The organism is Bacteroides sp. L008 (assembly GCF_040812255.1).
Lineage (GTDB): Bacteria > Bacteroidota > Bacteroidia > Bacteroidales > Bacteroidaceae > Bacteroides > Bacteroides vicugnae.
In genome coordinates, this window is the sequence record NZ_JBFNXO010000001.1 from 3,891,073 (window position 1) to 3,913,366 (window position 22,294).

The 22,294-nt window shown below is 39.7% G+C and carries 12 protein-coding genes; 5 read left to right on the forward strand and 7 right to left on the reverse strand.

Annotated elements, in window-relative coordinates; all coding sequences use genetic code 11:
• Positions 1-431: 431 nt before the first annotated feature.
• The 7 genes from AB3G73_RS15495 to AB3G73_RS15525 all read right to left on the reverse strand — a co-directional run bounded on the left by AB3G73_RS15495 (position 432) and on the right by AB3G73_RS15525 (position 14,748).
• The gene (locus AB3G73_RS15495) at positions 432-1,133 is read right to left on the reverse strand and encodes a macro domain-containing protein (RefSeq protein WP_118437073.1); all 702 of its coding nucleotides are present in this window, start codon (positions 1,131-1,133) and stop codon (positions 432-434) included.
• Entirely contained in the window at positions 1,126-6,516 is a 5,391-nt protein-coding gene (locus AB3G73_RS15500; protein ID WP_367745202.1) for a DarT ssDNA thymidine ADP-ribosyltransferase family protein, read from the reverse strand. Before AB3G73_RS15500 ends, AB3G73_RS15495 begins: the two co-directional genes overlap by 8 nt.
• A complete protein-coding gene (locus tag AB3G73_RS15505; RefSeq protein WP_118437071.1) occupies positions 6,506-11,002 on the reverse strand; it encodes an AAA domain-containing protein in 4,497 nt (1,498 codons plus the stop codon). The genes AB3G73_RS15500 and AB3G73_RS15505 overlap by 11 nt, the downstream gene beginning before the upstream one ends.
• A 98-nt stretch (positions 11,003-11,100) precedes the next feature.
• Entirely contained in the window at positions 11,101-12,102 is a 1,002-nt protein-coding gene (locus AB3G73_RS15510) for a nucleotidyl transferase AbiEii/AbiGii toxin family protein (protein ID WP_118437069.1), read from the reverse strand.
• Positions 12,095-12,700 carry a DUF6088 family protein gene (locus AB3G73_RS15515; RefSeq protein ID WP_118437067.1) on the reverse strand — a complete coding sequence of 202 codons (606 nt, stop codon included), beginning with the start codon at positions 12,698-12,700 and terminating at the stop codon, positions 12,095-12,097. The genes AB3G73_RS15510 and AB3G73_RS15515 overlap by 8 nt, the downstream gene beginning before the upstream one ends.
• A gap of 551 nt (positions 12,701-13,251) precedes the next feature.
• On the reverse strand, positions 13,252-14,028 hold the full coding sequence (locus AB3G73_RS15520; protein ID WP_234133115.1) for a Cof-type HAD-IIB family hydrolase: 777 nt from the start codon (positions 14,026-14,028) through the stop codon (positions 13,252-13,254).
• A gap of 216 nt (positions 14,029-14,244) precedes the next feature.
• Positions 14,245-14,748 carry an RNA polymerase sigma factor gene (locus tag AB3G73_RS15525; protein ID WP_148365742.1) on the reverse strand — a complete coding sequence of 168 codons (504 nt, stop codon included), beginning with the start codon at positions 14,746-14,748 and terminating at the stop codon, positions 14,245-14,247.
• Positions 14,749-15,343: 595 nt separating this feature from the next.
• On the opposite strand from AB3G73_RS15525, the gene AB3G73_RS15530 reads away from it, so the two are divergent.
• From AB3G73_RS15530 to AB3G73_RS15550, 5 genes are all read left to right on the forward strand, one after another.
• Positions 15,344-16,699 carry an SWIM zinc finger family protein gene (locus AB3G73_RS15530; RefSeq protein WP_367745203.1) on the forward strand — a complete coding sequence of 452 codons (1,356 nt, stop codon included), beginning with the start codon at positions 15,344-15,346 and terminating at the stop codon, positions 16,697-16,699.
• Positions 16,687-19,614 (forward strand): DUF6493 family protein, encoded by a 2,928-nt coding sequence (locus tag AB3G73_RS15535; protein ID WP_367745204.1) that lies wholly within the window; start codon positions 16,687-16,689, stop codon positions 19,612-19,614. The genes AB3G73_RS15530 and AB3G73_RS15535 overlap by 13 nt, the downstream gene beginning before the upstream one ends.
• A gap of 163 nt (positions 19,615-19,777) precedes the next feature.
• Entirely contained in the window at positions 19,778-20,554 is a 777-nt protein-coding gene (locus AB3G73_RS15540; protein WP_322019574.1) for a M15 family metallopeptidase, read from the forward strand.
• A 68-nt stretch (positions 20,555-20,622) separates the two neighbouring features.
• Entirely contained in the window at positions 20,623-21,813 is a 1,191-nt protein-coding gene (locus tag AB3G73_RS15545; RefSeq protein ID WP_167511804.1) for an SAM-dependent methyltransferase, read from the forward strand.
• A gap of 196 nt (positions 21,814-22,009) precedes the next feature.
• The gene (locus tag AB3G73_RS15550; protein WP_167511788.1) at positions 22,010-22,162 is read left to right on the forward strand and encodes a hypothetical protein; all 153 of its coding nucleotides are present in this window, start codon (positions 22,010-22,012) and stop codon (positions 22,160-22,162) included.
• Positions 22,163-22,294 lie beyond the last annotated feature (132 nt).

The following is a 22,294-nucleotide window of genomic DNA, read 5'->3' on the forward strand; positions in this document are numbered from 1 at the left end:
ATACATACGCCTATATAAATTGTCATAGGCATTGAATAATACATTGCAACAGAAAAGGGATGAAACTTTTCGTCCGCCCTCTATCAATTATTTAACCGTTATAGTTTGTTCTATGCCTAATCCTCCATTTCCACTACGTTCATGGGAGTAATGTCCTCCGAAGGCAAACCTTCTGAACATTATTTCAGAGTATGCCTTCGTGCATAATGATAGCTGAATTTAAAGCACATAGAAATACTTGTACGAACGACAATGCTACAACACTATTCATTAATTAAGAAATAGACATGGCGTTGGGATGGCATTGCATTTTTCGATTCTAAATCAAATATCAAAGGAGCATGGTTCCATCTGTATTATTTGCTATAGAAGCAATAGAATGTGCAGCATCTTAGTAGGACAAGATAATTAAAATATGCACAGCAAACTTTCTATTTAGTTCCTTTCAGATTAAGTGTAGACTGTTGCTTATAATCAAGTACTATGTCAAAACATTTCCGTAACGTCAAGAGGCCGATGCCGTTATACTCTGACAGTGAATTCATCGAACAAATTGAAGTTTCGTTTATTGCTTTGTCTAATACTTCTATTTGATTAGCTCGAATACCCATTTGCTTCTTTTCTGATGATGAAATAAGATTCCATTTGTTTTTAAAGGTTTCGAATAATTCATCAGGTGCATCGGGGGCATATTCATATATATCTATAGGAATATTACACTTTTCTAAATATGAATGCATGAGATTAAGCACTTCTATTTTATCTAGTCCACCATTATATGTTCCGAGAAGAGGGAATGCTATTGATGCTATGCCCTTTTCATCATAGCTGTCAACAAATTTTTGAAGTCCTGCTTCAATGTATTCAATCTTACTTGGGTACTTCCAATGAATTTTAGTGGGGAAATTGAGAATCCATTGGCCTGAATTGTCAGGCTTATAAAGCCACAACTTTCCTATCGCAATTTGCTTATTTGAACAAAATTCTTTGTATTTCTCATACATCTCGGGATAACGTAATCTGAATCCCAAGGCAATACCTTTCCCCATCACGCCGACACAATTTATCGTGTTTACAATAGTTTGCTTGTCTGATTGAAAAATATTGCCTTTTTTAAACGTTATATTACTCATATATTGCAGCTTTTAATTGTAAATAGAGATTCCAATAATTAGAGGACATATTAAGTAAGCCCTCTTCCTCATTAAATGATTTTTCACCATTGACATACACGAACATTAGCTCTAAATATTTTAGACCGCCTGCATCCTTTGTGTAGGATGCAATGTCACACTGATAAAGTATCATCTTTAACTGGAGCAGAGACGAGGCATCTATTTGGAGCATATCCGCGTCAGCAAGAATTTCATCTTTAAGAGTTAAAAGGTCAAACTTTCGCTGGAAATAATTACCAAGGTTGTCGTTCTTTAATAGAATTTCAGTCATCTGTAATTCATACTCTGTGAAAGGAGACTCCAGCCAAAATTCTCGAACTAAAGATAGAGTATGTTCATGTTGAGTGGCCCTGTCTATAGCTTTGCCTACGTCATGCATTGCCAGTATCAATCGCATCAAATCAAGATTCATCACCTTTTGGTTAAAGTCAAATGCATACTTTTCAAATTGTTCGCATACAAGAAGTGTGTGTTGCTTAACGACGTAATGTCTTACACGCTTATTATAGAGCTTTTCTAATTTAGGCATAGCTATTTCAATAGATGTTATGAGTTCTTCTGGAGAGAATTCCTCATCATCAAAACTGATACCTAAAAACTTCTCAATATCATCAGTTTTAGTATAACGAACTTCTCGCTTTTCTGGAGTATGCTGATAAATAAGCCATCTTGGTGACCTTGCGACAGGACTCATGTTGACATAAAAGATATCAAATGGTGTATCTCCAAGTTCAACAGAAACAGAGCTATATAACTGTATAATGTTCTTCTTTCCTGCCTTAATATCTTTAAAATTGAGAACATTAACCTTAGTCACATTGTTACTCTCAATTTGGAAAATATACTCACCATTATATCTTGTTGTGATACTCAGAGAATTTGAATTCTTCTCAAATCTCAGTGGTGGGTTCTTTCCATCAAAGACATCTTCATCAGCATCATAAACAGCATATATATGCTCGCAGATTGGATTACCTTTGAATAAAGTCATAAACATATCTGCCTGTTCTCTATCATAGCAGATAATTTGATATTTTGATAAATCAGTGAAATCGAATTCGTTTTTAACAAGAAACTCTTGCTGCTTCTTTTCTTGTACAGTCTTAGAATTCCCAGAACTATAAAGGTTCTGAGCATCAATATTAGAAGGATCATCTATAACTTGATAAACTCGAGCCCAACCAGTTTGCATATTTCCTGTGCTATAATAACATGATGATGATTTTTTCGCCAATACTTCTTGTAAATCAAATTTAAAGAATACTGGCATAGGACACATTGGTAATCCGTTGTTTATCGCACGGTTATAATATTTCATAGTTCTGTCTTTTCCCAAACATTCATTATAGAATTGTGTCTGGGTACCTGTTCTATAATAAAAACGTGCGAATGGGTGGGCTTTTGCCGACCTATTTACAACAGAACCAGCAGCATCATATTTCAAAAGTCCTAATTCTATAGCCTTATTTCTACTTAAGATCTTTCTTGTCTTAATTATTTCTATCGCATTAAAAAAGTGCGTAAAATGATAAATGTATGGACATCTTCTGCAACTATTAAGCTCATTATAGAATTCCATTAGATTGAGCTCTTTCTTAAATGAACTTTCTATTCCTAAAGCTCTAAAGGATGGATTCTCTGACAAAGCCACCCAATCCCATCTGTCCTTATATTTATCAACTATTTCCTGAGTAAACGCGATTACACCACTTCGTGAAATTATAGACCAGTCTATATATGATTCAAACTCTTCCAGAATGTCCTCATCAAGTTTAAAGTCTTGTCGTCTGCATATTACGGTCCAATTTACATAATCTTTAAACTTACACAATGATTCTTTTTTCAAAGAAAAACTTGGATTGTTAGACACAAAATTCCAATCAAGATAATCTTTGAATGTATCAAGTACCTTTGAGCTGGAAACATCTATATGAGAATTATGTGATAATATTTTCCAGTCAAGTTTATCCTTGTACACAAGAATAACATTATAAGCAAGTTCTTCCCTTCGTGAAATTCCTTTCCAGTCTAAGTCCTTATCCTTAAGAATGCCGAGTATTTCCATCGATGGATAGAAATCGTTACGTTGCGAGAAAGAAAACCATTTAAGATCCTTCCCCACAATTAAACGCAGAAGTTCCGCTGAAAATTCAATGTCTTTGCGATGCAGCAACTCAGACCAATTCCAATCTTTATCTGACAGTGTGATAAGAAATTCAGAATTGAAGTTGATATCCTTTCTTTTTGATAATGTACTCCAATCCCAGTTGAGATTCTTGTTCTCTTTAATAAAGTCCAGCGTAAAGGCGCAGTCACAACGTGCTGATAGAGCTTGCCAATCCCATGGGAATGACATGTGGCTCTGGACTAAATCAGTAGAAAGTTCTATTGATTTATTGGCAGAGATAGCCATCCAATCCCAATCATAATTGATATGACTGCTAATTGCTTCTATATCTAACTTGGCATCCTTCCGTCCTGATAAAATTTTGAAATTCAAGAAATCCGAGAACTTTTCAATATGCTTTATAAGTTCTTTCGGTTTCTTTGGATTATAACTAAAGCAAGAACTATGTTCTGACAAATAATCCCAGTCCCATTCGTCACTTCTAACTTTCAGGATATTGTCACACCAATTAATTGATGTCAACGTTGAAAGATAAGCAAAGTTCCATTCAAATTCTTCATTTTCAAGAATTGAGAGAACAAGATCTTCCCAATTCTTGAAATCCTTGGCGATTTTCTTGTCCCAACGCAGAATTCTATCCAATGCCTTTGAGGACGAAAGAGCGTCCCAATCAACGTCTATGCCCGAAGAAGTATATGATTCAAGATAAGGCTGTATGTCAAAATCTGTACGATTGTATAAATCTTTAAAATTCCATTTGAATCCTACAGCATTCAAGGTGGCATTATTTTGAATGGAGAGGATATCCTCAGTACTATATCTTGTTGTGAATATAGCCCAAAGAGATTCTGTTATATCGTCGTCTAATTGTGATAGAATTATAGCAACTTGAATGCATATAGATTCTTCTGCCAAATCTTCATCTGTCAAGATGGATTCCAGCAATTCGCACCAATTCCAATTGTTGTAATATTCAGGAAGATTAGATAAGAGGAATTCGTGGTCTACTCTGCGTGTTAAGCTGTCCCAATTCCATCTGTCTAAGTATAAATCGATATTCTCTTGAATTTTAGTTATATCAAGATTCTCAGAAAGATAATCCCAATCCAACTTATCTACCCAACATGCATCACCAAGTTGAGTGATGTTCATAGTTGAACAGAAGCGTTTACTAAGAACTTTCCAGTCCCAGTTAGAGTTACCAAAATTCCTTCTAATAGCATTTTCAGAAACAGTCTCAGTAACTATTGCCCACAAATTCTTAGCAGAGACGAACTCCTTGAATGTCTTCTCTTGATATAATCTATCGACGATATCTTGAGAGACAAGAGGTAGTAAGATTTCTAAAGAAAGCTGATATAAATGAGTTTTAATGAATTCAAAATCTTGAATAACAATGTCTCTGCTTGATAATATCGGCCATGACCATTTGAAGTCATTATTTTCTACAATTGACCTATTATCTACAATACTTTCAGAAATGTGATTTAATCCTTTTACACTGAATTCTTCAGATTTGAAGTAGTCAAAGAATTCGTATGTCCAAATTATATTTTTGTTACATTCTAGGCCGCCTACATATACAGGCGATTTCCATGTAACGAATCCCATTTTCTTGTGCCAGTCAACCAAAGAAATCGTCCACCTGTAGTTAGCAGAATTAGCATTATAATTGGAGGTTAGGCGGTCTTTATTTTCAATGACAGCAAATGCAAACGCACTTGATTCGCAATATGGATTCTGCCATGCGTCATCAGAAAAAGCACGCGGCATCACATCATCTAAATAGATATAATTTCCAAGAGCTGATATATTCTCTAGAATGTAGCCTAATTCGGCTTGATTAGATATTAATTTCCAATCCCACTTTCTATCAGTAAATTTATATATAATCTCAGGGCATTCCGACAAGAATCTATCCGTAACGGAAAACATCACAAAAGGAATGTCGCCAATATGCTCTAAAACGAATTTGTTATCTAATTGAGGCATAATAACTTCCCAATCCCAATCAATGGAATCTTGATGTAGCTCTGGTATTACAATCAGACGCTTGACAAATTCCAAACTCCTGTTTGCAGACAACGACTCAAAATCCCATGGATGCAAAAGCGCGGTTTCTATAATGAAATCATCGTCATATCTATCCGACAAAACAATCCAGTCAAGAGATGTTTCGTACCTTTTTAATTGTGGCTTTAATGATTCCAGAGGACAAATCTCAGAAATCCGCGACCATTGTGAACCGTTTGCATCTTTTGCTATATAATCAAACAAAAGAGAATCATTCCATTGTAAATATTTACTATCTAAGAAATCATTTAGATTCCATATATCCATATACGGAGAGAGAGTAGAATAAGTTAATTCTTTTCCACTCTTTCTCACGAGGTACAAGTATTCGCCAATATGGATTTTGTGAGCAACGTAATCAGAGTTACATTGCTGGAATAGGAGGTCATTCGTAACTTGGGAGACTTCCTCGTTATAAAAAACAAGCGGATACTTATTGTCGTTATATTCATATAAACGAAAATCAACATACGCTTCTCCCATTCTGGCATCATTAAATTGGGTCGCATTAAATATATTGATGTCAGCATCAACTTGTAAAAGCAATCTAGCTACGAGTTCGTCTGGAGCTCCATAGAGTTTGTTCTCTATGTCACTTACGTTAAATTTATCATATGGTAATTTCTTATCTCCTTGGACTTTAGAAATAATGCCTAAGGCGTCCCTGAAAGGGAAAAATAGATATTCGCGCGCTGTTTTTTGAGCAATATAAAAACTCTCATTCAAGGGAAGTGCTGCTGAATAAAATTCATACTTTACATCCTTCCTAAGTGCTAATGCTCCTAAGTGAGTAATGGATATTTGATTCTCTATATTTTGAATTAAACCATAGTCCTGAAGTTCTTTCAGTATGCCATTAAAGATGGATTCTTCACCATTATCCTTATATCTTTTGGGGACAGAATCAAAGTCATCCTGAATATTGAATCCAAGAATTTTTGCTAACTGATTACTATATAGTTTTTTCCCATTGAAATCCAGAGTCAACAAAATAACCTTATCAAGCTTCGTCAATTCCAAAGTTTGATAATATACTATATAGCAAGCAGACTTGTTTAGTTTCCAGCATCTGAACTCCTGATCTTGCGAACATGAAGCATAGATAAGATTTCCTCTTTCAGTTATATTCTTATAATCCATATTCGTTAGCATCTATGATTTTACCATTCTTGTGATTAAGCACTGTGTTATATACATTATCGTATATCTCTTTTGTTCTGAACAATTTGCTATCCCCAACAATAATCAGCAATCGTTTTGCACGCGAAAGTGCGACGTTTAGTCGATTCGGAGACTGTGCAAATCCCAAATCTTTTTGTTCAGGATAACCATCTGTACCATACTTGTCATAGTTTGGTTTCTGGTTGCGTTCTGTTTGGATGCAATGACTTCGAACCATAGAGACAATGATAATGTTTCTTTCCATTCCTTGGAATCTATCAACTGTACTGATTCGGATAGGTAATTCCTCTCGATTAAATTCTCTAGCCATATCACGCAATAGACGCAATTGCTTTCCGTAGAAAGAAATCAAGCCAATCTGTTTATCTTCGTTATTTGGCCATTTGTTGTTATAATCATGGAATGATTCTGAGTTGTTAATGTCTGTCAGCAGTTGTTTTATAACTTGAACTTCTCCATAGTTCACTCGCGATGTACCATCAAGCATTTCAGGCGTTGATGTGTCAATCCAAATAACGTGTTTATCTGGAGTTATAGGTCCAGCTATAATGCCATGATATCTTGAAGCTCCATTATGAATGAAGTCTGGGTCATCAATTCCCAAATCAATTGGTTTAACAAGAGCGCATTCAAGTCCACCTTCATCTTTGTAGAACTGTTTTATGACCTCGTTTATAGCGGGATGCATTCTAAATTGATAATTAAATACTCCTTTCAGCTTTTTGTCAATTTGATTATACAGGCGCTCAAAATGAGACACTTCGAGCACATTGAAATTCTTAATGACAAAGCTTTTCAATTCCTTTATACGCTGAAGTTCCTCATTGTTCTTCTCCCTCTTAATAAGATAATCGAAGGAATTTGTGAATGATTCGCGGGATAGCATTGGCGGAAGCTGACGATGGTCGCCTATTATAATATTCTTTTTGCCGTATATAAGAGGCAATGACAGCTCGGCAGGAGTTGCTTTACTAGACTCATCTTGTATAACTACATCAAATTTTATTTTAGGATTATATTCTTTCTCCCTTTCAGAGAAAATGCTTCTGTAAGTTTTATAAAACGCTGTAGGAACAAACTTGTTACGCTTTTTTGCGTTTTCTATTGATTCTGTGAATATAATATTTTTCTGACCGATTGAACTACAGGTCGCACCTATAACATTGCAGTTTGCAATATAGTTGTCAAAGAAGAGCACTTTTAAATTGTTAGAAGGATCTGTCAACAAACCTCTCCATAGACTTTGTGCCTCCTCTGGCATTTTATCTTCATCTAAGCGCCGGCCAATATTTTCCATCCAATTCAAAAGAATCAGTTTTTCTGGAGATTCATATACGTTATCTTCGCCAACGGTTACATTGTCTTCTTCATCATCATCTTCTTCGTCATACGATTTCTTCTTAACAGAAATATCTTCGCCCTTAGCCCAGCGATACATAGCAGAATAAGAGAATTGGAGTCCCTCTGTTTCAAGACGAGATTCATCTCCAATTCGTATAGGTTTGACAAGATTATGACACGGATTAACAATCCTGTCAATAGCGTTATCTACTGCAAGATTAGTTTCTGATGTGAGAAGGATGCGTGTTTCAGGATTCTCTCTAACGTGCTGCCAAATAAGTTCTGCAATTGCAGTGGACTTACCAGTGCCAGGAGGACCTTGAATGAGCGCAAGGTCAGGAGCCAAGATTGCTTTCGCTATGGCTTCTTTCTGCGGATGATTTGAGTCAATTTTCTTATTGAGCAAATGTTTCCCGACTTCTTGAATCTCCAACTTGATATTCTCATCATAGTCTTTAATACCTGCTGCTTTTGATGCATCAAATATGAAGGTTCCCAAAGAAGGATTTTCCACATCACGTCCTTCGACAATTCGGGTTAACGACTCCTTCAATCTAACCATTTTCTCCAAATCACCAGATAAGTCAGGAACAACATTTGTTACATCTGTTTCCTCGAAGAGTTTTTTTGTTATCTCATAATTATCCCCTGAAATGTCAAATATCAGTTCTGGATAACCTGAAGTTTGGATTAACTTGCCCATCTGCAATTCCCCGATGGTGAAGTCCGCACCTTTTAACTCGCGAACCGCTTCAAGCCTGTCTTCATTCCTGCTTTCTATGTCATTATAGTATATAAGTTTGACTTTATCAGACGGAACATCGAATATAGAGCACAAATATCTTGATTGATCAAACGATTGTAATTTAAATGTTAGCTGTGACTTGAATGAAAGGTAATCATCTATGTTTTCAAACTCACGTGAGAAATATAACTCAGCACCTTTTTTGCGGAGTTCTATTTGTAATTCGTCTGAGAAGTCATGAAGTTGATTCATGACCTCTGTCATATCTGATTTCTTATATTGAACATCGAAGTTGCACTTATGACCTTTCTTGTAAAGTCCGAAGTCTATAAAAGGATACTCTCTATTCAATCTGTTCAGAATGTCAGCAAGACTTTCTTTCTTCCAATTAAAATCTATTCCAATGGAAGAACCATTGCTGGCAATAGAAAAACCTTGCATCGTTTTTATTTGGGCATGAAGCATATCATTAAATTTGTCCAATTCTTCAGCACTTGCCCATGCTTTATTTTCGTGATACTTATAGAAATACTTCTCTGTGTATCTATAATTACCTTCTCCGAATAATTTCTTTATAGAACGATTCCAAAGAAAAAACTCAAAGCTGAAATCTGAAGTATTCTTTGAATTGAAGAACCCAGAGTCATTCATGTAAGAGAATTCTACAGTTCCTTTTACTGAGTCATCGATTACTTCATCTTCAACTTCTTCAATCTCTACATCAACTTTTTTTTCTTTTATGTTCTTGATGAATGTAATAGTATTATCAACTAACTTAGGAAAACCCAGTCTGTTGGCCTTCCAGTCATATTTGCTTATTGCATCATCATTGATGATAAAAGTAAATTCGACCCTACACATTCTCAAATCAAACAATTTATTGAGTTGCTTAAGTATTTCGTCCTTAAAATATCCACCTTCTACTGAAATGCGTTTATCAATTGCGATTCCAGATGATGCACGCTTTATGTCTTTGAAAGTTTCAATGTTTTCAAACTTATGGTTTGGACATAGTTTGTCTAAAAACAGAAGTATGCTGGGGTAAGTTGGCACAATAGCCGATGCCATGTCTGGCATAGCAACTTGAAGATTATTAAATTCTTCATTGTCTTTCAGTTTATTCAGTTCTTCTACAGCGATCTGCAGTCTGTTCTTCTTGTCAAAATCATATTCTACTTCGAGTTTGTCAAGGAGTTGCTTTACACCTGTAAATTGAGCCCTTCTATCAACAATCATACCGTCGACAACGGGGTAATATGAGAATGTAACATACTCCCTATTTGCCATTGAACTGATTTTTGACTTTTCTCTTTCGTCAAGTTTCTGCCATGTTGATATAGGAGCAAACACATAGCCTTCTTCAAAGTGACAATCATTATCATCCAAATTAAGGCTCCCAACAATTCTCTCTTTTAAGGACTCTGTATTATCTGATGTGTCGATTCTGACGTGAAGCTTTTCGTTAATAATTGATGTCGCTTCCGGCATTATCGCTATGGGCGCAGTACGCTGACGAAGTATTTGCTCTTGGACTTCTGTATGTTTTTTCCATATGTCTTTTAATAGGCTCTTGTCTGCAGCTTTTTTCTGTAAATTTTCTTCTACTACAGCCCTTCTACTGACAACAACACTTTTGTATTCTTCGTTGATTTTAGCTATTTTAACATCAATAGTTTTGCCTACAAAACTATCAAGGTTCTGTACCCTAACAATATCCATCTGAGAAGCAGGAAGGAATGCCTCAATGCCAAATACGTCTACAATCATGCCGCCCTTTGTCAGGCATTTGACAAAGGCTTGTACTACTTCACCTGATTCAAGAGATTTATTCACTGCTTCCCATGACTTTGACACACGTGCCTTTCTATGAGACAACACAAGTTGACCAGATCTATTTTCTTGGCTCACAATATAGACATCGACATCATCCCCAACTTTGAGATCTGGATTGTATCTAAATTCGCTTGCTGGAATTACACCGTCAGTTTTGTACCCAATATTTACGACAACCTCTCGCTTGTTCATGGCAATAACGGTACCAGAAACTATAGAATTATCTAGAAGATTCGGCCTCTCTGAGGTTTCATCCTCTTCAGCCGATTCTTTAAGTGAACTTTCAAATTCTTTCCAATCAAAATCTTCTAATGGAACAACTTTTTTGATTTCATTATTACTCATAAAAGAATGTTGTATTTGAGGATGGCTAAATTCTTCCTGCAATAATAGATATTGTTCGTCAGTAATCTTTGTTATAGGACTGACATCTTGCAAGGGTTGTCCTTTCTTCGATAGGAATTCGGCAGCTATGCTAATACCTATATTTAGTTCTCTTGAAGCCTTATTTAATCGTATTGCCATAATTCTTTAGTTTAAAGAATAATCCTTCAGGTGAAACAACTTTATATCCTACATTGATGTTTTTTTGATACTTATAATTTACAAAATTTTTATTCTGACTATTGCTTATGAAATCTGTTTTCAAGTTCCTCCATCTTTCTCATCAATTCTTCGAATATAGGCTTTTCTCCATATATCATAGATGACTGCATATCCTTGTAATCATTGCGCCAATCGTCAATGACATCATCGGGAGGTAGTAACCTTATCTGTTTGCGAATGTCGGGAGTATAATCTACCCCACTCATGCTTGTGAATAATTCACGATGATGGTGTATTGTATTCCAGAGTTCATCATTGGCAATCGCCCGTGCCGCAATGTCGGTACTCATCATTTGTGCCAAGTCATATAGATGGCGGGATTTGCGATTGGCTTCTCTTGATGTTTGAGATGAAAACAGCTCATGTAATAAGAATGCCTTTTCAAGAAATGTCTTCTCTGCTAAAGCTGTAGGTATCATAACTTGCCTAACTGTTGTGCTAATAGGTAACGCATCTTCTAAAACGCTTGTTACCGCAGCATCTGCTGTGGGTTCGAGTAATGAGCGAGCACCAACCTCTAGTTTTACCTCTGAATGCAAATAAGGTAAGTCTTCATCGAAAAGGGATTTGTAACGAATGTGTATCACTCTTGGCTCTGGGTATGTTTCATCATCCTCACCGTCAGGATCGGCTTCCACTTGAAGCCATTTCTCCATGCCTGCTTCAGTAACAGCCTCTTTTAGTGACTGACAAAGTTCGTCACGCACAAAGAGGGATGAAGCCTTACGAAGCCGTTTGATTTGTTTCTTTGTCAAGTCTCCCTCAAATCCCCAAATGGAAGGGTCTATAGCCAAGTCTATGTCTTCAGAAAAGCGATGTATCACTTTCCATACCTTACTAAGGGATGTGCCACCCTTGAACACAAGATGGTTAGCTACAGGCAATGTGAACACCATTTGTAGAGCCACAGTTACCCATAAGTCTTTCTCGACAGCTTGTACTGGCAAACCAGTCTTGCTGGCAGCTTGGGTAAGCACCATTTGCTGTTGTTCCTTGGATAATTGAAAGTAATTATTCATACGCTTGTCTTGTGAAGGTTCTTATCCATGCTGGCATAAGTGCTTCATCTGCCAGTACATTTTCCTTTTGTTCTTTCTGAAGCACGTTCTTAATTTGCTTAGCAATATCGTCCGTTACATTATCTTTCCCTACTTCTTTCAGGGCAAACGTAACTAGCATTGCAAGTGGATTTGTGAATGAGAGATTTTTGGGAGTTGTGTATTTAAACTGTATTGAGCGACCACTCCCTAGGCTTACCTTACGGGGTGCACCGTCTGTCAGATAAACCACATTCATAGGCACTTGGGTAGATATACCCAATTTGTTCATAGCATAAATGCCCGTTGGTACGATACGAGCCTTGTCCCTACGGGCTATGGTTTCAGCAATCTGTTCTATAGATGGCATCAATATGCCAAGTCCTAAGACTGTATCAATCTCAGGATATGAGTATATGCCTCTTGCCAAACGGATGATGTCACCTTTTGCGGTCAGCCGTTCAAGACTTTTTCCAACCGCCTTGACTTCTCCGTATGACGTAAAATCGGACGGAAAGAAGATGCTTCCTCTTCCTTTGGCTTTAATCGCTGTCAAAATGCTGTCTTCTATACTTGCCATTGTATTAGGTTTGTCGCAAAATTACAAATTATTTGCGACAAATTCGAAGATTGCATAGAATATGAGGCGATATTTAACATTGATTACTAATAAAAGTGATAGTACCGTAAGCCTAATGAGTTTAACGGTAATATGTAGTCTCCCAAATTCTGCGTAAACAATGCGTAAACAAACGGTTTCAGTTAGGGGGATTTAATGAGTTTCATAAGGGATAGTAAAATCCACAACCAACTGATATACAGTTAAAATTACCCCAATGAACTATCGCAGAATATCACTTTATCGTTCTCATAATCTGGAGGTCCCTGGTTCAAGCCCAGGCTGGTCCACTGAAAAATTCCTGTAAGTGAAACACTTGCAGGAATTTTTCCTTTTATAGCTATCCTCCAACTAGAGGAAAGATAACTGAAATCATACAATATCTACCCGATATTGCTGCATTGTTGTTCTTTAATTGTTCCTAAACAGGTAAAAACAACAGAGGCAGAAATACAGAAGAATAAACAATAGGGGAATAACGCCTATAATATTAAGCTTTAGAGTACCCAATATTAAATAATTCCAAAGTGTTTCAGCGCCTTACAAAGCCCGTCATTCTCCACCGTATCAGTAACAAAATTGGCTGAAGCCTTGACTATCTCCGATGCATTTCCCATCGCCACTCCGATTCCGGCAGCTTTCAACATAGGAATATCATTACCACCATCACCGCAAGCCATTATTTCCGTCATTCCGATCCCATAATAATCAGCAAATACCGAAAGCCCGGTTGCCTTACTTATTCCTGCCACATTCACGTCAGCAAATAAAGGATGCCAGCGTGACAAGGAAAGATTAGGCAGAAACGGCATCACTTTTTGTTCCATCTCATCATCGATATAAAAACAAAGCTGACAGCACTCTTTCTTTTCAAACAGATCTTCAATGTCTACAACGGCCGGGATAGGGTGTTCCACGATTTTAGCAATCTGTTCGACAGTCGGAGTCAGACGATTGACAAACACACCTTCATCCAATTCAATAGCGACTGCAAAATCAAAGGCCTTTGCTATTTCCATGGCCTTCTTAAAATCATCTTTCGGAATAAGGTGCTTTCTTATCACAGTGCCATCCCGCAAAACACAGTCGGCTCCATTCAACGCGATAATTCCGTCATACGGAACATCAGCTATTTCATGAAGGTCGCCCGCCGCTCTACCGGTAGCAATGGTTATTCGAATTCCACCGTCATGAATCTTCCTAAGAGCATCAACAGAGGATGGCAACACTTTATGAGTTTCAAAACTTACCAATGTTCCATCCACATCGAGCATGATCGCTTTTATCATAACATTTATATCTTTATTCATTCTTCGACAAATCAAGGGAAGCAAATCGACTATCCTCGACAGATAATCAGAGCAGTCAATTAACCAGTGACAAAGTTACTGAAAAAATTCCCATAACAAATACAGACCTCCAACACATAAAATAAAAAAGGCAAAAGGATCTCGTTTCCTTTTGCCCTATACCTATTGATACCAACTGAAAATTGATAGTAAACGTTAGCGGAAGTCCTTCAACTCTTCCTGCAATTTCTGACGGGTAAAGAATATGCGGCTCTTTACAGTACCTAACGGAAGATTCAACTTTTCTGCAATCTCACGGTACTTGAATCCTGAAACGTGCATAGCAAACGGAACTCTGTATTCTTTCGGCAGAGCATTGACTACACGGCGCATTTCCTTTAAATCGTAAGCTCTTTCCGTACTTTCAAAACCTGAATCCTGCGGCAGGTTTAGGTGATAAAGGTTCTCAGTCTGATCGACAAATGTCTGGTCGCGCACTACTTTGCGGTAATTATTAATAAAGATGTTCCGCATTATCGTATACATCCATCCTTTGAAATTTGTGTCGGGAGTATATTTATCTTCGTTATCCAATGCTTTTAATGAGGTTTCCTGCAACAAATCGTTTGCTTCTTCACGATCGGTCGTCAGTTTATATGCAAAACGGAGTAATTCATCCTGTACTCCTATCAGATCTTTCTTGAAGCTTAAACTTTTCATATACGTTATTTTTTTAATTGTGAGTATTCGTTATCATTATTTTGATGCTGCAAGTTTACGGGTTTTCAACAAATGTGACAGGTGAAGAACAGACATTGTTTAGGGGAAAATCTATCGGCTGATAGAATTTAGGTCATTTCTGATAGTATTCAGGTGGTTTTGAGACTGTCTTTATAGCGAAAATCCCATTTTGAAGCCACACCTGACTCAAAATGGGATAACACAAACAAAACAAACAATATTAGCGATTTTCACAAACAGCTGTCTTTTTCATCTTTAAAAATTCATAAGACTTAATTTAGAATCTGTTGCTAGAACATTCTAATTGTGGGCACAAAAATATTATTTTCTGGCAAAAAGAAACGTAGGATTTAAGAATAGTTATAAAGAATAATTGTTTTATGTATAAAAAATTGTGTCTGACTATTAAGAATTGTATTTGATATTTGCCATCAAAAGAGACATAAATGCTTCATTTGATGATATTTTATAATATCAGAATTCCAAAGCGATGTAAATTCTCCTACTTCTTTTTTTCACTAAGAATTAATTTCTATATTTGGAGAATATACAACCAAATTCCGATTTATTATCTATGACTGATACCATCTCTTACCAATATGCAGCTCCTTCCGCCCTGCAACGGTCGGCCAATCAGGACGAACTGTTTCTTGCCAAATACAGCGAAATAGAAAAGAAAGAAGCACCTTGTTTCTTTTGGGGAAAGTTGACACAACCCTACATGACAGCACGCTGCCTCATCGCATTATCCAACGTTGTGCAATCCAGTTTCAATCTGACACCGGCACAGCTTGCCATGCTGAAAGATCCGATTGTAACCGCAGGAAATGACCGCCTGCGCTTTGAAGGATTTTCTAATTGTGCAGGTGTATATGCCAGGGTCGACGTACTTCCTGACGGACACGACGGAGAATTTCCGGAAAACGGGACAACAAACGTAGATTTTAATCCCGGAATGATTTCCGCTTTAGGAGGAATAGGCAGACAGGAGAAGGTGGTAATGTCAGTCGGTCCCAAAGAGGTGGGGCTTTATCATAAAGGGGAGAAAGTGATAGAACGGAAAGTACCTCTTCCCGTGAAATGGATAAAAGGACTGACTACGGTACAGATTTATCAATCCGCTGCGGAACAGCTCTACTCCTTCAATCGCATACAAACCTTGCAACTCTTCCAGACTCTTCCGAAAAGTAGCGTGAAATGCGACTATTATTTAGTGATGCGCGGTCAAAAAACCGCCTTTTCACCGGTGAAAAGCATGAATGCCGTCTGCATTGGAGGACTTCATCGCTTACGTCTGCTCGAGCCCTTGCTTCCGTTTGCCGATGAGCTGAAAGTCTTTGCGCATCCCACCATGCAATCTACCATTTGGCAACTTTATTTCGGTCCGGTACGCTTCAGCCTTTCTCTTTCCCGCGAATGTTGGAGAGGATTTTCCGGAGAAGGCACCGCACTGGAATCCCTGCTCGAAGACGTCCCCGAAAGATGGATAGAGGCAATGGACAAATACAGTTATGCCAACCAACAGTTCAACCCCACTCTTTTTGCCATAGAAGAACATATTGACCTGGATAAGGTGGATTCTCTCTCGGCACGATTGGCAGCAATGGGATTATTGGGATTCGATTTGGATGAAAACAGCTTCTTCTACCGCCGCCTGCCTTTCAAAACCGAACGTATTTTAAGTCTCAATCCTCGAATGATAGCAGCAGAAAAGCTACTGGAAGAAGAGAAAGTAGAAATCATATCGAATGACGAGAAACGGACAGAAGCACGCGTGGCAGGAAGCGGAGGTGTCAGGCATACGGTCATTCTCGACAGAGAAAGTGAGAAAGAGCGTTGCACTTGCACCTGGTTCAGTAGCAATCAGGGAGAACGGGGAGCTTGCAAACATATTCTGGCAGTAAAGAAACTAGTACAATGGAAGAATTAAAAAAAGAACTGGAGAAATTATCCAAAGCTTATGTGGATACTCCGGAGAACGAAGAGAAGATATTAATCCCTTTTGTCAAGAGATTACTGGAGTTACCAATGAAAGAAAGGCGGAAACTGCTGCCGGTTATCCGGGATTTACAATGGATAAAAAGCAAGTTTGCAGGTTTCAGCAGTGAGACAACCTGCAGTGCGGCACGGGCACATTTTCTATCCGCTGTCCAGTTTGTCTGCGCCAACAAACGGGAAATGGATATGGCCTATCATATGAAGTTTGATACGCTTTGCAAACTGCTCCCGCTTTACTACCCCACCTGGCTGACAGATTTCATCAACGATGACAAAACTTGGTTTAATTTCGATCTCAATTACGAACAGCTGACGCAGCTCATGGATATGGGATACCTCAAAGATATTGCTCCAAGCCGCATTGCACATGTATTCCCCTGGATTACCCGTATCAGAAATAAAGAGCCCAAAGGAAACGATACTTTCAACAGTGAGTTATTACTCAAGCGGGATATCACCCTGAAAGAGCACATCTGGACGATTTTCGAGTACGAATCGAGCATCAGCTATCAGGATGATTGTGCCAAAGAGGCTTATAAAAAAGGAGTTACCGCACGGGATGAAAGTATCAGTGCCGCTCTTTACCGCTTCTCTTTGGATGGCCATCTGGATAGAGAACGACTATTAAAAGCCACACTCGCCACTTTTCACCGGAGCTTCAAAAAAGACATGGCAGGATGGTTTGCCGGATTCTTTGAAACTCTACAACCAACTACCGGAGAACTGTTATCCTTGCAAGAAGAGATGATGCAAATATTCACCTCTTCTTATACAAAACCGGTGAATGTGATGTTGCAACAACTGAAAAGTATCGCATCCGAAGAAGGATTCCGTTATCAGGAATTCATCGAACGTGCAGCTCCCCTTTTCTTCTCCAGCCCCAAAAACTCGCTACTTACCATCCATACTATCTTTGAGAAGATCGTTGCACGGCATCCCGAAATGAGAGAAGTCTGCTGCATCACTCTCTGCCAACTGTTCCTGAAGAAGGACGAGAACCTACAAAAGAAAGCCGCCGACTTCATCATAAAATATGGAGACGCTTCTTCGTCCAGTCTCCAAGAGACATTACAATCCTATCAGCCGGAGATGTTTCAAAGCGTACAAGCAATACTCATATCTTTCAGAGTACAGTCTGCCGGAGTATCAAATGCGACAGACATGAATCTTGAAGAAATCATTCATACCGGAGGAAATATTACAGACGAAACCTCCTTTAACGAGGAGCCGTCTTCGGCAACCGTCCGCATTTGCAGGGAAGACAACCATATTCCCTTTCCTGCCAGCAAAGAAGATTTTCTGTTCCAACTTAGCCGCCTGTTCGATATGGAGGAAAGCTGGGAGATAGAAACAACAGTTGCCGCTATTATCGCCTTCCATCCTCAACTGAACAAAGAAGATTTCGACCGGATGGGACCTGTTTTCCAACGGGCAACCAATATCGTAGCCAACAGTTGGGAACCATACGAGGAGCTTCTGGCTACCTTCCTGTTGGAATATCAACGTCTATGGACACAGACGACAGACACCTCCCGCACAGGATTCTTGAGAAATATGTTCACCCGACTGGAAGAAAGACTGAAAGGAAGAGATCAAAACAGGGGAGCTTATGACGAGCGTTCTTTCAAACGACTTGCCGACTGGAAACCCGGCTACAGCGACGCAACCTGTTTCACACCCGTCCAACAGTTATGGCTGAATGTAATCCGTCAACTAAAGGAGAATAATACATTGCCCTTACTTTCCACTCCTACCCATACTCCGGCATACATACAGGCCACCGAACTGATACGCCGCCTCGCCGCATATCAGGAAGCAGGCACAAAGCCCTGTCCATGGGATTTCCAACTAGCGATTGCCCGCTGTGCCATGGAAGGCAAAGAAGAAGCCGTCACCACCGCCCGGCAACTATTGCAAGATGAATACCTCCATCTCTGCCTGTTCTTGTTGGATGAGAACACACAACCCGAACCGCCCTACAACCATCCGACCGGCTGGGTAGCTGCCGGACTGGTAAAAGCACCGGAAACTGAATTCGAAGTATTCAAGTCCTTCGCCTGCTGCACGTTGCCACACAACTATCTGGCAGGAGACTATGGGTGGAACAAATTGAAACCAAAAGAGAAATCATACGAAACGGACAGGCGTCTGCTTGAACTCGATTCCTACAAATGGCACAAATACGTCGAATTCAACAGCCATCAGCTATGGCAGGAACATCTGATTATCAACAGTAAATATAATATAGACGACTCCCGCTACATGGAACCTCTGCTATGTTACTTCCCTAACCGGCCGGAACCGTTGATAGCCCAGATCATCACCTGCTACATGGCTTTCGGCACTCCGCAGGAAGACAGCAAACGCACCCTCACCTGTGCTTTGCGGATGCTCCTTTCTTTCCACTGCCCGCTTCGGGAGATGAGCCTGCTCTTATTAGGCGGTTCACTACTTTTCGTAGACAAGACAGTCCGTTCCTATGCAGCGGAATTATGGGTAGAGGGACTTGCCGCAAGAAGAATAAACAACCGCCAGGTAGGAGAAATCCTGGCTCGCCTCATCACGATGGAGCTTGCTCCGCTAAAGCGCTTCACCACCCAGGTATACGAAAGCATGTACAAACGAAGTACTTTCCACAACCGTCAATTGGAAGAGCTACTCACAGTCTTTATCAGCGGATTGCCTGACAAACCCGTCACCGGACTCAAACAGCTGCTCGAACTCTATCTGGAACTACTGACTATCAACCATAGCAAAGTTACAGACGAACAACTCTTACAACATCTGCAAGAATGGGCAACGAACAGCAACCTGAAGAAGGTGGCAACTTCACTCAGCAATCTATAATGGATTGAAAAGACTTAATCCCTTACTTTATGCCACAGTATTAGTACAATTGTGACAGTAAGATGGTACTACCCGATCACTTAAACAACCAGAATTTAAAGGCAGCTTATTGGAGCTAAAGCCTAAAAGAAGTATCTTTGGCACACTAAATACAAAAGGCTGAATGATCATTCTGAAGTATAGTTTACCCATCCTCTGTCTGCTACTGACAGGATGCTCTTTCCTTTCGAGTCATAAAGAAGAAAAGGAAAGCATCCCCCTCGTAGAATACGAACATACGCCGGAGAATATACAACCGTGCGAAGAATGTTCCACCGTCTCGCCACCGGAGCGAAGCGAAATGGCTCTCTACATGGACTCATTAGGACTCATCAATATAGCTGATCTGGACAGCAGCCTCGTCGTAAAACTAATGTATACACAGGCTGATAATTTCACGGGTGAAGTGCTTTACGACAACTTAACGGAAGCCTACCTGCATCCGGATGCGGCATACGCTCTGATAGAAGCACAAAAAGTATTGAAGAGACTACACCCGTCTTACAGTCTTATCATTTACGATGCGGCACGTCCAATGTCAGTACAGAAAAAGATGTGGAACGTAGTGAAAGGAACGTCCAAATATAAATATGTCTCCAACCCCAACCGTGGAGGCGGATTACACAACTACGGACTGGCAGTAGACATCAGTATCCAAGACTCTCTGGGACAGCCCCTGCCTATGGGAACCAAAGTAGACCATTTAGGCGTGGAAGCACACATCACAGACGAGATCGGATTGGTACATAATGGAAAAATAAGTGAAACGGAGCGTCAGAACCGGTTACTGCTACGAAAGGTGATGAAAGAGGCCGGATTCCGTGCATTACCCAGCGAATGGTGGCATTTCAATTTTTGCAGCCGGGACGTAGCCAAACAGAAGTATAAGTTAATACCATAACCGACATTCAACAACCCCATAATCAGAGCTCGACGATTCATTGTAATATCCTATAACACAATAACACCATGATGCAAATCTCCCCTGAAACCCAACTTTTTATTCGAGAACATTCATCGGACGATGTACGTGCACTGGCTTTACAAGCTAAAAAGTACCCGGATATAGATATGCCGACTGCCATCACCCAAATTGCAGGAAGGAAGGTAGCGGCTGAAAAGATTCCCTCATGGTGGGAGATGGAAAAGATATGGTATCCGAAACATCTGTCGCTGGAGCAATGCTCTTCAGAAATCACCGCCCGCTACAAAGCACGTCTTTTGCAGGGAGATTCTCTGACCGACCTCACCGGCGGATTCGGCATTGACTGTTCTTTTCTTGCCACCGGATTCAAGTCCGCCACTTACGTAGAACGTCAGGAGGAGCTCTGCGAAATAGCGGCACATAACTTTCCCGTACTGAATCTAAACCATATCAACATAAGAAACGAAGACGGAGTAGCCTACCTGCAAGCAATGTCCCCCGTAGACTGCCTCTTCCTCGACCCCGCGCGCCGCAATGAGCACGGCGGAAAAACGGTTGCCATCTCCGACTGCGAACCGAATGTAGCCGAACTTGAAGAGCTTTTACTTCATAAAGCCAACCGGGTAATGATCAAACTTTCCCCCATGCTCGATCTTTCGTTGGCACTGAAAGAGCTGAAACATACACAAGAAGTTCACATTCTGTCCGTCAACAACGAATGTAAGGAATTACTAATCTTACTCGGACAAACATCACCGTCAGAAATCTCCATTCATTGTGTGAACCTCTCCACGAAAGGGGCTCAAGAAGAACAACACTTTGTATTCACCCGCGAACAGGAGCAATGCAGCGAGTGTACGTATACGGATTCTTTAGGAACCTATCTTTACGAACCGAACACCTCCCTTCTGAAAGCCGGTGCTTTCCGCAGCATTGCCGCAGCCTACCCCGTCCGCAAACTGCATCCCAACAGCCATCTTTATACTTCCGACGCTTTCATTGAAAACTTCCCCGGAAGAATATTCCGTATTGTCAACCAGTGCAGTTTCAATAAAAAAGAAGTAAAGGAGAATCTGGCAGACCTGAAAAAAGCAAATGTGACTGTCCGTAACTTCCCCGCCACAGTAGCCGAACTCCGCAAACGAATCCATTTGGCTGAAGGAGGAGATACCTACTTATTTGCCAGTACATTAAACAATGGGCAAAAAGTTCTGATTCGCTGTGAGAAAGTCTGAACTATTTTCTATTTTTGCAAAAAAGGTGCGACAAGAAGTCGTACAAGTAATTGTTCAGCATAATGTCTGAACCTGTTGTTCCGTCAACAGTAGCCTAAAGAGGCGTGCTTTACGAGTAATTGTTTGGTGCGAAGCCCTCTTGACAATATGGTTCTATGCAGAAATATCCAATGTATAGGCTGTTAGGCTGACCGATATGAGTAACGTATGTGAACCGCTGCACCATCGTAACAAAAGAATAGCTTACGGATATTTACAAGCTATAGCCAAAATGGCGGGCAGTCAGGATAGTTCTCTCTTTTTCAGGACTACACGGATGCAGCACTGCCGGTGGATGGGCGGACTTTAAGTCGGTCGTAAGTTACTTGTACGGAACTTGGTAAGCCCGTATCTCTCCTGTCCTTTATCGGGCAGGTAAGCCAATCGCAAGAGAAGCCGAATGATGTGCGGGTAAAGGATTGCGGAGAAAGCGAACGCTTCC